The organism is Colwellia sp. BRX10-4 (assembly GCF_014077465.1).
GTDB lineage: Bacteria > Pseudomonadota > Gammaproteobacteria > Enterobacterales > Alteromonadaceae > Colwellia_A.
This window is the reverse complement of the sequence record NZ_JACGVZ010000001.1, coordinates 287688-301273: the sequence shown is the minus strand read 5'-3', so window position 1 is coordinate 301273 and position 13586 is coordinate 287688. Positions and strand designations below refer to the sequence as shown.

Below are 13586 nucleotides of genomic sequence, written 5' to 3'. Positions count from 1 at the left end.
AAGTTTACAAATTCAGGAGTTTAAATAAAAAAAACCAACATCTACTGTTGGTTTTTTAAAAGTAAATTTTCTCAGTGTGCCTAGGTGAAAATTGCCACCATTCCCCAAAAGAAAATGATAGATAAACCTGCACCAACCGGTAAGGTAACAACCCAAGAAACAACAATATTACGCACAACCGTTAAGTTAATTGCAGCAATACCACGAGCCATACCTACACCTAACACAGCGCCTACTAACGTTTGTGTGGTTGAAATAGGTAAACCTGTACCTGAGGCGATAACAACTGTACATGCTGCTGCTAATTCAGCTGCAAAACCACGGCTTGGCGTTAAATGTGTAATGCCATTACCTATGGTTGCAATAACTCTGTGACCAAATAATGCAAGACCAGCAACAATACCAAAACCACCTAGTGGTAAAATCCACCATGCGATAGCTGACTTAGCTGCAATTTGACCGTCATTACCAACAATACTTACTACCGCAGCTAGTGGACCAATCGCATTAGCAACATCGTTTGAACCATGAGCAAATGCCATTGCACAGGCAGTAACGATCATTAATACCGCAAATACTTTTTCTACGTTGGCATAATGTGTTTTCTTCGCAGCACTTTCATCAAATTCTAAACGGTTTATGAATATTTTACCTATAAGAGCTACAATAACTGCGGCAATAATCGCATAGACATAACCTTCAACAGAGCCGATGTCTAAGCCTAAATGCTTCAAACCTTTCTTAATAGTGACTAAAGCAAGTACGAAGCCCGCTAAAAACATGTAAAAAGGTACCCAACGTTTAGCTTGAATTAATGGGTTATCCGTATCAAAAATTAATTTTTGTGCACTGTTAAAAATAATAAATGCAATAATACCTGAGATAAGTGGCGTAATTATCCAGCTACCTACGATACCGATAACCTTAGCCCATTCAACAGCATCAACACTAACACCAACGGCAGCAAAACCAACAATGGCGCCAACAATTGAGTGTGTTGTAGATACAGGCCAACCTAAAATAGAAGCAATAAGTAACCAAGTAGCAGCAGCAAATAATGCTGAAATCATACCAAAAACAAGTAATTCCGGACTATCAACAAAGTAAGAAGCATCAATAATACCCTTGCGAATAGTTGAAGTAACTTCACCACCCGCTAAATATGCACCAGCAAATTCAAAAATCATCGCTATGATAATAGCTTGTTTAATCGTTAGCGCTTTAGAGCCAACTGATGTACCCATTGCGTTAGCCACATCGTTTGCACCAATGCCCCACGCCATAAAGAAACCAACAACGCCGGCAATAATGACCAACATAGGGCCATGTGTTAATAATATATCCATGAATAAGCCTTATTTTCTAGCCAGTAAAATTTCTAAACGAGCACCAACACGTTCGGCTAAATCGGCTAAATCACCTATCCATTCAATAATTTGATATAAAAACATTACATCAATAGGATTTAAGTCATTCTCAATCGCCAATAAGTCGCTACGCAATTTAATTTGCATGCCGTCTGTATCATCTTCTATTTCATCTAATTGGTTAATCATCTTCTCAACCAATGCTACTTCTCGACCACGAAAACCTGTTTCTAATAAGTCGTCTAATTCATTAATCGCGTCAGCTGCTTTTTCTGCGGCTTCAATATTTCGAGCAACATACGCCACAAAAGAATCTTGTAGTGTTTCTGGTATTATCAGTTTGCGTCCTAAAATACGTCCGGCAATATCTTTTGCTTTATTAGCAATTTTGTCTTGTTGTGAAAGTAACTCTAACAAATCAGCACGATCAACAGGCATAAATAAGCCACCCGGAAGTTCAAGGCGTATTTCGCGTTTTAATTTGTCTGCGTCGCGTTCATATTTTGAGATTTTACTGCGAAGTTTCCCTGCTTTTGACCAATCTTGTTCAGCACAAGCAGCAAAGAAAGGAGTTAGTTGATTACAACACTTAGTGACCAATCGAATGTGTTTTTCTAATGGTTTAATAGGTGATTTTGCAAAGACACCTAGTATTGAATTTCTAGCCATAATTTATTCCCAGAGCCAAATTGCTCTTTGTTATTATTCGTCGCGGATATTAACCCATTTAACACGATCTTCAAGCGTTTTATCACGATCACCTGACAATTCCTGTGCTTTTAACTAGATATAGCTATGATTTGTCGAAACATAACAGGTATATAGAAAGTTATTTAAACGTAGCGGCTTTTTCCAAATTTACAAAGATTTAATATCTTCAGCTGTTGTGTGGCGAACATCTTTTCCTTTGACAAAATAGATAATGTATTCGCAAATATTTTGACAACGGTCACCAATACGTTCTAAAGCACGAGCTGACCAGATAACACTCATTATTTGTGGGATAGAACGCGGATCTTCCATCATGTAAGTCATTAATTGGCGCATTAGCGCCTCGTATTCACGATCAATCTTCTCGTCATTGCCATGAGTTAAAACAGCTGAGTCGACATCCATACGTGTAAAAGCATCAAGAGTTGCTTGTAAAAATTCTAAAACCTTACGACCTAAATTATCTAAATTAAGTAATAGCGCTTTTTGCTCTCCAGAGAAGTTTTCGAGTGCTACCCGAGCAATTTTCTGTGCTTCGTCGCCGATACGCTCTAAATCAGCAATTGTTTTTACAATAGCCATAATTAAACGTAAATCGCCAGCAGCTGGCTGACGCTTTGCTATGATGCGTGTACATTCATCGTCAATACTGACTTCTAAGGCATTAATTTTATAATCGTTCGCTAGCACATTTTTTGCCAATACTTCATCCGCATCATAAACAGCCGTGAGTGAATCGCTTAATTGTTTTTCAACCAAACCACCCATATGCATGACATGGTTGATGACGTTTTCTAAATCTTCGTTAAATTGGCCTGATATATGACGACCAAGATTGATGTTATCCATTGTTTTTCCTTGTTATTCTACATTAAAAGTAGAATATTAATCGTCTTTATTAACCGTAACGGCCAGTAATATAATCTTCAGTTTTCTTTTTTGCCGGCGTGGTAAACAGCGTATTGGTATCGCTGTATTCAATTAAGTCACCCATGTACATAAATGCTGTTTGATCTGAAACACGTGCGGCTTGTTGCATATTATGGGTAACAATGACCACAGTAAACTGCTTTTTTAAGTCATTAATCAATTCTTCAATCGTCAATGTTGAAATAGGGTCAAGTGCCGAAGTAGGTTCGTCAAGCAATAAAACTTCTGGCTTAATCGCAATGGCGCGAGCGATCACTAAACGTTGCTGTTGACCGCCAGAAAGTCCCAGTGCACTATCGTGCAAACGGTCTTTTACTTCATTCCACAATGCTGCACTTCGCAGCGCAACTTCTGCAGCTTCATCTAATACACGGCGATTATTTTCGCCCATAATACGTAAACCGTAGACAACATTTTCATAAATGCTTTTAGGAAATGGATTAGGTCGTTGAAAAACCATACCTACTTGACGACGCAGCGCTGCAACATCAACATGTTTTCCATAAATATTTTCGCCATGAAGATTAATTTCACCTTCAATCTTACATATATCAACCAAATCATTCATACGGTTAATACAACGTAACAACGTAGATTTACCACAACCACTGGGACCAATAAACGCGGTAACTTGTCCTTTAGGAATAGACATGCTGATATTTTGAAGTGCTTGTTTATCACCATAATATAAGTTCAAATTTTTAATTTCTAACGCCACTTGTTCTGGCGATAAATTGTTAAGATCAAGTTTAACTTTTGGATCTAATGTTCTTGGGATGACTGAAATCATAGTTTTCTCTTTCAATGCTTAATTTTGTTCGTGACTGTTAAAACTTTTTTACTTTATATTTTAGGTCATTCTTATTTCAGTATATTTAACTAAAATAAGAAGAGTATTCTTCAATAAAGTTAATGCTCTAGCATGCGATATTTTTCTCTTAAACGGTTACGTATGGTAACCGCTGTCATATTCAGTGAGACAATAATTGTCACCAATAAAAATGCAGTTGCAAAAACTAATGGTCTTGCCGCTTCAACGTTAGGACTTTGGAAACCTACATCATAAATATGAAAACCTAAATGCATAAACTTACGGTCTAAATGTAAATATGGGAAGTTACCATCAAGTGGTAAATTTGGTGCCATTTTTACAACTCCAACCAGCATCAGTGGTGCAACTTCACCGGCCGCACGCGCAATCGCTAAAATAATACCCGTCATAATTGCCGGACTAGCAATTGGTAGAATAATACGCCATAACGTTTCTGCTTTGGTTGCACCTAGCGCTAAAGAACCGTGACGCATAGCTGACGGAATGCGTGATAGACCTTCTTCGGTTGAAACAATAACAACAGGTAATGTTAGTATCGCTAAAGTAATAGCCGACCACATAACACCTGGCGTACCAAAAGTTGGGCTAGGTAATGTCTCGGCATAAAACAGCTGATCTAAACTACCACCCACCATGTAAACAAAGAAACCTAAGCCAAAGACCCCATAAACGATTGATGGTACACCTGCCAAGTTAATAACGGAGATACGAAGTAGTTTAGTCAGGGCATTTTTACCCGCATATTCATGTAAGTAAATAGCCGCTATAACGCCCATAGGAGAAACAATAACCGTCATCAGTAAAACCATTAAGACAGTACCAAATATTGCAGGAAATACTCCCCCTTCGGTATTTGCTTCTCGAGGATCATCAATTAAGAAACTGCCTATTTGCTGAATAAATACCGCAGCTCGACCAACAATAGATAGTCTATTGTTATAAGTAACTTTGAGTATTTCTGCAAAATTTATCTCTATAACCTCCCCCCCCATAGCGCGTACCACAAGTTGATCACGAGATACTTTGTCACGGATAGCCATTAACTTTTTTTCTAGTACTTGATAATCTGCGTTATAACGGGCAACTTCTGCATCAATTTCTTGCTCACGCTCAACGGTTAAAGTCTCATCAAGTTTATGTTTACGCTTTTTCAGCCGCAAGCGTTCTATTTGATAATTAATAGCGCCGATATCAACTTTTTGTAATTCATCCATTTCGTCTTGAAAGTTATCAACACGTTCAAGCAATTCAGACATTTTTTCTAGGCCTACAAGCTGACCATCTAAGATAATCCCTTCAATGAAACCATAAAAATTACCATTGGTGCGACGCTCAACCACCACAACATCTTCAGGCATGGTTGTTTTGTTAATAAGTGGCATTAACAACCAACGAAAGTCTAGATTAACTAATTCACGGTTACCCGTTTTCACCAAAATTCGCTCAATGGTTTCTTTAGTCGGATCTAAACCTAAATTTAAATGCGATAACTGCCTGCTTGGCAGGCTTTCACGATCGTATATCTCACCAATAACAGTAACTACTTGGCCTTTTTCATTAACCGTCTCAAATTGATAAATGTCTGCAGGCCAAAAGTAGGATAAACCACGTGAAGCAATTAACCACAATAAACCTAGAACTGAAATTAAACTGATACTTACTCCGCCAGCAGACAACCACACCCACGGAGAACCAGATTTAAACCAACTATTCATAAACTCAGTTCCTTAACTATAACGAGCTGTATTTTTCACGTAAGCGCTGACGTATCAGCTCAGCAAACGTGTTAAAAATAAAAGTGAAAACAAATAAAACAAAAGCAGCTAAAAATAGAATTCGATAATGCGAACTCCCTACCTCGGACTCTGGCATTTCTACAGCAATATTTGCTGCTAAGGTACGCATACCTTGAAAAATACTCCAATCTAAAATTGGGGTATTACCCGTAGCCATCAGCACTATCATAGTTTCGCCTACTGCACGGCCCAAGCCCATCATCACTGCCGAAAAAATACCTGGACTAGCGGTTAACAAAACAACTTTCGCAAGCGTTTGCCATTGTGTAGCACCCAAAGCAAGTGAACCACTGGTTAAATGCTTAGGTACACTAAATATTGCATCTTCTGCCATAGAAAAAATGGTTGGTATAACAGCGAATCCCATCGCTAAACCAACTACTAATGAATTACGTTGGTCAAAGTCAATACCAAGGTCGTTAGTAATATACTGACGAACATCACCACCAAAGAACAAGGTTTCAAAGAAAGGAGATAACAAAAATGCACTACCACCGGCAATCAATAAGACAGGAAGAAGTATGATCGGCGCCCATGTTTCAGGAATAATATTTTTCATATCTTTAGGCAGTTTATGCCAAGCAAATGCAGTTACAAAAACTGAAAGCGGTAACATAATTAATAGCATTGCGATTGCTGGCAAATAATTTTCTATTATTGGCGCTAACCATAAACCCGCCAAGAACCCTAAAATAACTGTTGGCAATGCTTCCATTAATTCAATTGTTGGCTTAACTTTTCTCCGCATACCGGGGGTCATAAAGTAAGCCGTGTAAATCGCAGCACTTAACGCAATAGGTACAGCAAATAACATCGCGTACATGGCTGCTTTCATAGTACCAAATGTAATGGGAACTAAAGAAAACTTACCTTCGAAATCATCTGAACCGGAAGTTGACTGCCAAATATACTCTGGCTCTGGGTAACCTTCGTACCAGACTTCTTCCCACAAAGCACTCCAAGTCACTTCGGGATGTTCATTTTCAACACTGAATATTTTTAGCTGGTTTTCGTCAATCACAACTAAACCATCAGCACGAGGCGAAATTGCAAATACGCTAGGTTCGGCAGTTGTTAGTTGACCACGCCATAAATCAGCCTCACTGGTGGTATAAAAAACCCCCATATTTCCTGATGTCGTTAAAGTATAGAAACTTTTACGAAATTGTTCAGTATGAATTTGGGTAACGGCTTCTGTGTCACTAACGTTAAAAGTACGAACATTTTTAAATTGACGACCATCGTCAGTAGCCACTTCAAACCATTGTGTAACTTCACCCGCACTGCTACCTAATAAGATTGAGCTACTACCAGAAAGTAATGCCATTGCAGTAACATGGTGGGGTTTGGTTCTAGTTTGTTCTAAAGACGGAATAATTGTGGCTTTAAGTTTAACCTCATCTTCATCACTAAGATCAAAAACAAAAACTTGGTCATCACTACGAACAAAAGCTAAACCCATATCAGGAGTGACCAAGATTTCGTTAACATGATTAGCAGGAAAATCAATTTCTTGATAAATAGTTTCGTAAGCGCTGTCGTAAGTAAAGTCATCTTCAGCAATTAAGCTAGTCTTAATTAAACGCTGATCTTGCGTAAACGCAACAAAAACTGCTTTTTCATCATTCATACCAAATGAAAGTTCAGTAAGAACTTCGCCACTTTCGTCAACGGCTATCGACTTTTCTCCTAAAGGATAAGTAACACTTGGAATAATTTCTCGTGTACCTGAGTCAAAATTAGAAAAGAATTTAGCGGCAATAAGCTGCATGTCGCCGTCACTATCAATGAGCAGTTTCTTTTCTATACCAGAATTAACCACATTAATTAAGGTTTTATCATCACTCAATAATTTTTCACTAAGTACTAACGTACCTTTTTCATGAGCAGCACTTTTGACAAGCTGATAAAAGTTAATATCACCTTGCTCAGTAATTTGAAAAGCGATTTCTTTTAGTTCATCAATACCCGCAGATAACGTGGGTGCCGAGGTACTGATTTCAAATTGACCAACAGGGTCTATTGTTGCCGACTCAAAAATAGGTTTTATCACATACAGTAAATATAGAAAGATCAGCACAAGTGTAAATAAAACACTTATACCGCCTATTGTTATTAACCATTGTGCTAATGTATTTTTCAACTGGCGTGGGCCAGTCGATTTTAATGCAATTGCCACTTAAACACCTTCAATTATGGAGACTTTAGTACAATATGAATTATAAGACAGTTGTGTGACACTTTTGTGACAACCAACAATTAGTTTTATATAAATCACTAAAGAGCTAGTTTGACTAGAAGATGATTGTTAACTAACAAAGTTTTGTTTATCGTGACGATCAAACAAAAAATCAAATATTAGGAGAGAATGATGAGCTTAAGTAAAATTATGTCGACAAACTTAATTACCTTAGAACTTGACGATGATTTAAGTAAAGCAAAAGCAATATTTGACCTACACCGTATTCACCACATTTTGATACTTTGTGATAAACAGCTTGTCGGGGTGGTCACCGATAGAGATATATACAAGCATTTAAGTCCAACAATTGGCACTAAAAACGAAACGCCCCGTGACCATTCAATGTTACAAAAGAAGTTACACCTCATCATGAACAGAGACCTAACGACAGCCAAAGCAGAAGTCAGTTTGAATGACGCAGTATTAATGTTTCATGACAACCACCTTTCATGCCTGCCGATTGTAAATGATGAAATGCAACCCATTGGTATTATCAGTTGGCGTGATATTTTAAAAGTTATTGCGCGACAATACCGTAACAAGTTAGCCACTAATAAATAACGACTGACATAAAACGACTTATGCTTTATTTCACTTTAGCGTTTTAACTGAAGAAGCAATTTTAGTGCTGTGCATTAACGTTAATTATCTTTAAAATAGTTATTTATCCTCACGATATTTCATGGGTTATGCTTTAACAAAGGAATCAATATGTACTTTACTATCACCCCATCTCCTTACGGCGATATTGCATTAACCGCTAATGACCAAGGGCTAACTGCACTTGCTTTTCAAGATGGCGCTTTACCGCTGATTATTGATGAAAGTTACATAGAGAGCCCTACTCACTTTACCCGGGTGGTTCAACAGCTTGCAGAATATTTTTCTGGTCATCGTACTGTCTTTGACTTGACACTTGCACCACAAGGTACACCGTTTCAGCAAAAAGTATGGCAAGCATTGCTGACTGTCAAACAAGGTGAGACAAAAAGTTATTTATGGATAGCAAAAAAAATTAATAATGAAAAGGCCGTAAGAGCAGTTGGCGCAGCAAACGGAAAAAACCCAATCGCTTTAATTATCCCTTGCCATCGTGTCATAGGCGCCAATGGAAAATTAACAGGATATGCTGGCGGTTTAGCTTTAAAAGCAAAGTTACTTATGCATGAACAAGCCCAATTCACCGTTTAATTGCTATATTGCTTAACAAAAAAGCAAAGTGACTCATCGAGGAAAAGCCACAATATAGCGTTTAATTGCTATGTTGCTTAGCAAAAAAGCAAAGTGACTCGCCGAGGAAAAACCACAATATAGCGTTTAATTAACCTAACATAGAGCTCAGAAGACAGGCGGCTTAATTTTTGCTGATATCCGAGTTATAAAATAAAAATAAGCTTTAGCCAAATTCAATTTGACTGATAAGATGCTCGCAATGTTTTTATAGAATAAATCAGTCATGAGTATAGATATTTTATTTTTTTTTGCTGTTGCCGTAATATTGTGGATGGCATGGTTATTAGTTAAAGCAAAACGTTTCACTAAATTTAAGCTACAGATAGAAAAAGAGTTAAAGCCAAAAGTTATTGCCGATATTTTAGCCGAATTAGAAGAAAGCAGAAGTGAGGTTTTCCCAAATAACGAAATTCATCAACAGGCAACGATTTATTATTGGTCGCAGTATAAAGTGCGTATTTTGCAAGCCGCCTTGCAACGAGAAATCATTAGTACGCAGTGGTTAAAAGACACCGGCAACTTACGTAATAGCCAGCATCTTTTTCACGTTGAACAAGAATACTTAAATTAATTGTTCATTCTATATTAATCTTGGCGTTTAAATTGAATATCCCAAACGCCATGGCCTAAGTTATGACCACGGTTTTCAAATTTCGTTAATGGCCGAGAATCAGGACGTGGCACAAAGTCGCCATCGGTGGCTAAGTTTTTATAGCCCGGCGCTGAGATCATATCTTCAATCATGCATTCTGCGTAATTTTCCCAGTCAGTAGCCATATGAAAAACACCACCCACCTTTAGCTTTTGACGAATAGTTTCGACAAATTCTAACGAAACAATTCGACGTTTATGATGCTTCTTTTTATGCCAAGGATCAGGAAAAAACAATTGCACAGTCGTTAATGAACCATTAGGAATACAGTCAGCAAGTACTTCTATCGCATCGTGTTCAAAAACCTTTAAATTATTAACGCCTTCTTCATCTGCTAATGAAATACAAGCGCCAACACCCGGACGATGCACTTCAACACCAACAAAATTTAGTTCTGGGGCATTTTTTGCCATTTCAACTAAAGATTTACCCATGCCAAAACCAATTTCTAAGATAATAGGATTGCTGTTATTAAATAAGTGAGCAAAGTCAATCATTCCATCGAGGTGGTTTAAGCCCATTGTTGGCCAAAATTGCTCCAATGCATTCGCTTGTCCTTTTGTTAATCGCCCTTCGCGCTTAACAAAACTACGTACTTTGCGAATATACTTGCCTTCTTTTTCAGCTTCTTCAATGCTTTTGTGGGTGTTTTCAGTTTTATCTACCATATATTTCTTCAATATAATCCAAGTTTTATTCTAAATAAATGTGCTTTAAACAAAGCGGTCAAAATTTTCTGAGTCTGCACTTATTGTACATAAGTAACGGCACTGAAAAATGCTTACAATGCCGGGTAAAGTTCATTTATGATGAATAAAGTTATTCAGCCCACCAAACATCGTAAAGATCACTAACAGCTACTGCTGTAGCGCCATTTTCATTCAACCAAGATTCTACAGCGGTGCGGTGTTCATCGGTACACTTACCGATATTTTGAGTACAAACGATACCATGCCATAAAACATCGCCTTCGCCACCAAAACCTAAACCATTAGGTTGAATAACTTCATTAAAAAAGTTATTCAAAAAAGTATCAACCGTATCATTGTCTGTACCGTCAGCTAATTTAAAAGCGACGTCAAAACCTAATTCTTGGTATTCATCAACACGTAATTTTTTACGTAAACGGCGGTTACGGTTTTTAGCATTTAATTTCATTTTAATTCCTTAAATCTTAGCAAGTATATTTCGAGTAATAATCTCGAGATTAATATGGACGAGAGCATAATGGCATTATAAATTTTTGCAATAAAAAATGCACATTTATTCGCGCCCGTTTATTAGGTAAACTAAGTCGCTATGACAAATAAAACTCAAATATCACTGAAATCAGCACAGTTTTTTGCCACGCAAACACTCGACTGGTATCAAGCCCAAGGCAGAAAGCACTTACCTTGGCAGCACAATAAAACCCCATACCGTGTATGGATCTCTGAAATAATGTTGCAACAAACACAAGTAGCAACGGTTATTCCGTACTATCATCGTTTTATGGACAGTTTTCCAACAATTACCGATTTAGCTAATGCCGATGAAGATAACGTTTTACATCACTGGACAGGATTAGGTTATTACGCTCGAGCTCGTAATTTACATAAAACAGCAAAAATAATTACTCAGCAATACCAAGGTACTTTTCCTGAGGACATTGAACAAGTTATTGCTCTACCAGGTATTGGTCGTTCAACGGCTGGTGCAATTTTAAGTTTGGCATTGAATAAGCATCACGCTATTTTAGATGGTAATGTAAAACGGGTATTAGCTCGTTGTTATATGGTTGAAGGCCATAATGGTCAGAGTAAGTATGAAAAAGCGTTATGGCCGATTGCAGAGGTATTAACGCCCAAAGAAGGTGTTGCTCAGTTTAATCAAGCGATGATGGATCTAGGCGCACTTATTTGTACGCGCAGTAAACCTAAATGCGATCTTTGCCCGTTAAGTGACAGTTGTTTAGCTTTTTCACTGAATGAACAAAGTAGTTACCCACAAAAAAAACCAAAGAAAACCATTCCAGAAAAACAAACTATTATGGTGATACCTCGTATTAACCAGCAAGTATTATTAGAGAAACGGCCGCCAAGTGGCATATGGGGAGGTTTATGGTGTTTTTTAGAGGTCGAGCACGAAGAAGAGATTGCCGCATTATTAGTGAAGCTCCATTTGAAACAAACGTCCGTTGTACCTTTGGCAAAATTTCGCCATACCTTTAGTCACTTCCATTTAGATATATCACCAGTAGTGATTGATTGTGAACAATTACCAGCAAAAGAAATCAACGAAAACAACCAACAACAGTGGTATAATTTAGCCACAACTGCATCGGTTGGCTTAGCAGCATCAACTCAAAAATTGATCAGCTTATTAAAACCATGATATTTATATATCGATACCACTTTAAGATACAGATGAATATTAAAGTGGTAAAAGTATAAATGCACAGACCAACTTACAACCTAGAACAAGAGAATTAACTTATGAGCCGTATTATATTTTGCCAAAATTTAAAAAAAGATGCTGAAGGACTAGGATTTCAACTTTATCCTGGAGAAGTCGGTAAACGTATTTTTGATAATATCAGTCAAGAAGCATTTAAAAACTGGCAACAAAAACAAACCATGCTTATTAATGAGAAAAAAATGAACATGATGGAGCCAAATGACCGTGCTTTTTTAGAAACGGCTATGGTTGCTTATCTTTTTGAAGGAAAAGAACCAGAAATTGAAGGTTACGTTCCACCGAAAAAGTAAGGGTTCAACAACTTTTTTTATTAAGAATTTGATTAAATGGTGATTTTACGCTGACTATTCCGCCAATAAGCAGAAAAAACAAGCAAACAAACATTTATTTAAAAAAAAGGGTTGACGAACAAATCGAAAAACAGTTTAATACGCCCCGTCTTCAAGGCAAAGCCGAAAAGACAGCAGATTAGACACTGCCTCGATAGCTCAGTCGGTAGAGCAGAGGATTGAAAATCCTCGTGTCCCTGGTTCGATTCCGGGTCGAGGCACCATCTATTCAACCTATTTGAATATTTGTTGCTTACTTTTTAATATAGAAATAGTGTAGAAACATTTGTTCGGTGCCAAGATAGATAGTTCAATAGAATAAATTTATCGCACACATCTTTGTGTGCCGACTTAGCTCAGTTGGTAGAGCAACTGACTTGTAATCAGTAGGTCGCCAGTTCGACTCCGGCAGTCGGCACCATCCATTCCGAAAGGAAGGAAAAAAACCTTAACAGCAATGTTAAGGTTTTTTTTCGTCTTAAGAAAAGTAAAACCACCTACTGATAAACTCAGTCACTCTTAACATGCGGCAATTCGACTCCGACAGTCAGCAACCTTTCTTCCATTCCGAAAGGAAGGAAAAAAACCTTAACAGCAATGTTAAGGTTTTTTTTCGTCTTAAGAAAAGTAAAACCACCTACTGATAAACTCAGTCACTCTTAACATGCGGCAATTCGACTCCGGCAGTCAGCAACCTTTCTTCCATTCCGAAAGGAAGGAAAGAAACCTTAACAGCAATGTTAAGGTTTCTTTTCGTCTTAAGAAAAGTAAAACCACCTACTGATAAACTCAGTCACTCTTAACGGGCTGCAGTTTAACTCCGGCAGTCAGCAACCTTTCTTCCATTCCAAAAGGAAGGAAAGAAACCTTAACAGCAATGTTAAGGTTTTTTTTCGTCTTAAGAAAAGTAAAACCACCTACTGATATGGTAAAAAGTACCTGTAATCTTGTTTTTTCCTGTAATTCATCAATCACTAGCTATATTCGATTGTGTAAAATTAGGCTACCCTGTTAACTGTTGTGACCATAAATAGACT

The 13586-nt window shown here is 37.6% G+C and carries 13 protein-coding genes and 2 tRNA genes; 7 read left to right on the top strand and 8 right to left on the bottom strand.

What is annotated here, in order from left to right; all coding sequences use genetic code 11:
* Window positions 1–80 precede the first annotated feature (80 nt).
* The 6 genes from H4J67_RS01395 to H4J67_RS01370 form a co-directional block, all read right to left on the bottom strand.
* The gene (locus H4J67_RS01395; RefSeq protein WP_182202657.1) at window positions 81–1346 is read right to left on the bottom strand and encodes an inorganic phosphate transporter; all 1266 of its coding nucleotides are present in this window, start codon (window positions 1344–1346) and stop codon (window positions 81–83) included.
* Window positions 1347–1355: 9 nt separating this feature from the next.
* A complete protein-coding gene (locus H4J67_RS01390; RefSeq protein ID WP_146799161.1) occupies window positions 1356–2036 on the bottom strand; it encodes a TIGR00153 family protein in 681 nt (226 codons plus the stop codon).
* Between the two features lie 189 nt (window positions 2037–2225).
* Window positions 2226–2927, bottom strand: a complete 702-nt coding sequence (gene phoU, locus H4J67_RS01385; RefSeq protein ID WP_182176185.1) for a phosphate signaling complex protein PhoU — start codon at window positions 2925–2927, stop codon at window positions 2226–2228.
* A gap of 49 nt (window positions 2928–2976) precedes the next feature.
* On the bottom strand, window positions 2977–3798 hold the full coding sequence (gene pstB / locus H4J67_RS01380) for a phosphate ABC transporter ATP-binding protein PstB (protein WP_182202655.1): 822 nt from the start codon (window positions 3796–3798) through the stop codon (window positions 2977–2979).
* A 119-nt stretch (window positions 3799–3917) separates the two neighbouring features.
* Window positions 3918–5555: a phosphate ABC transporter permease PstA gene (pstA, locus tag H4J67_RS01375; protein ID WP_182202653.1), complete on the bottom strand. Its 1638-nt coding sequence runs from the start codon at window positions 5553–5555 to the stop codon at window positions 3918–3920.
* Window positions 5556–5571: 16 nt separating this feature from the next.
* Entirely contained in the window at window positions 5572–7815 is a 2244-nt protein-coding gene (locus H4J67_RS01370; protein ID WP_182202651.1) for an ABC transporter permease subunit, read from the bottom strand.
* A 192-nt stretch (window positions 7816–8007) separates the two neighbouring features.
* Between H4J67_RS01370 and H4J67_RS01365 the strand changes: the two genes are divergently transcribed.
* From H4J67_RS01365 to H4J67_RS01355, 3 genes are all read left to right on the top strand, one after another.
* Window positions 8008–8439: a CBS domain-containing protein gene (locus H4J67_RS01365; protein ID WP_182202649.1), complete on the top strand. Its 432-nt coding sequence runs from the start codon at window positions 8008–8010 to the stop codon at window positions 8437–8439.
* 150 nt (window positions 8440–8589) lie between these two features.
* A complete protein-coding gene (locus H4J67_RS01360; protein WP_182176190.1) occupies window positions 8590–9069 on the top strand; it encodes a methylated-DNA--[protein]-cysteine S-methyltransferase in 480 nt (159 codons plus the stop codon).
* A 265-nt stretch (window positions 9070–9334) separates the two neighbouring features.
* On the top strand, window positions 9335–9682 hold the full coding sequence (locus tag H4J67_RS01355; RefSeq protein WP_220463339.1) for a hypothetical protein: 348 nt from the start codon (window positions 9335–9337) through the stop codon (window positions 9680–9682).
* A 14-nt stretch (window positions 9683–9696) separates the two neighbouring features.
* Here the strand turns inward: H4J67_RS01355 and trmB are convergent, their stop codons facing one another.
* Together trmB and H4J67_RS01345 are read right to left on the bottom strand one after the other, a co-directional pair.
* Window positions 9697–10431, bottom strand: a complete 735-nt coding sequence (gene trmB / locus H4J67_RS01350) for a tRNA (guanosine(46)-N7)-methyltransferase TrmB (protein ID WP_182176191.1) — start codon at window positions 10429–10431, stop codon at window positions 9697–9699.
* A 151-nt stretch (window positions 10432–10582) separates the two neighbouring features.
* Window positions 10583–10921: a 50S ribosome-binding protein YggL gene (locus tag H4J67_RS01345; RefSeq protein WP_182176192.1), complete on the bottom strand. Its 339-nt coding sequence runs from the start codon at window positions 10919–10921 to the stop codon at window positions 10583–10585.
* Window positions 10922–11062: 141 nt separating this feature from the next.
* Here H4J67_RS01345 and mutY point away from each other — a divergent pair, with 141 nt between their 5' ends.
* The 4 genes from mutY to H4J67_RS01325 all read left to right on the top strand — a co-directional run bounded on the left by mutY (window position 11063) and on the right by H4J67_RS01325 (window position 12970).
* The gene (gene mutY / locus H4J67_RS01340) at window positions 11063–12136 is read left to right on the top strand and encodes an A/G-specific adenine glycosylase (RefSeq protein WP_182202647.1); all 1074 of its coding nucleotides are present in this window, start codon (window positions 11063–11065) and stop codon (window positions 12134–12136) included.
* A 101-nt stretch (window positions 12137–12237) separates the two neighbouring features.
* Window positions 12238–12510, top strand: a complete 273-nt coding sequence (locus tag H4J67_RS01335; protein ID WP_070374680.1) for an oxidative damage protection protein — start codon at window positions 12238–12240, stop codon at window positions 12508–12510.
* A gap of 187 nt (window positions 12511–12697) precedes the next feature.
* Window positions 12698–12773: transfer RNA gene (locus H4J67_RS01330), tRNA-Phe, on the top strand.
* 121 nt (window positions 12774–12894) lie between these two features.
* A tRNA-Thr gene (locus H4J67_RS01325) sits at window positions 12895–12970 on the top strand.
* Window positions 12971–13586: the final 616 nt, after the last annotated feature.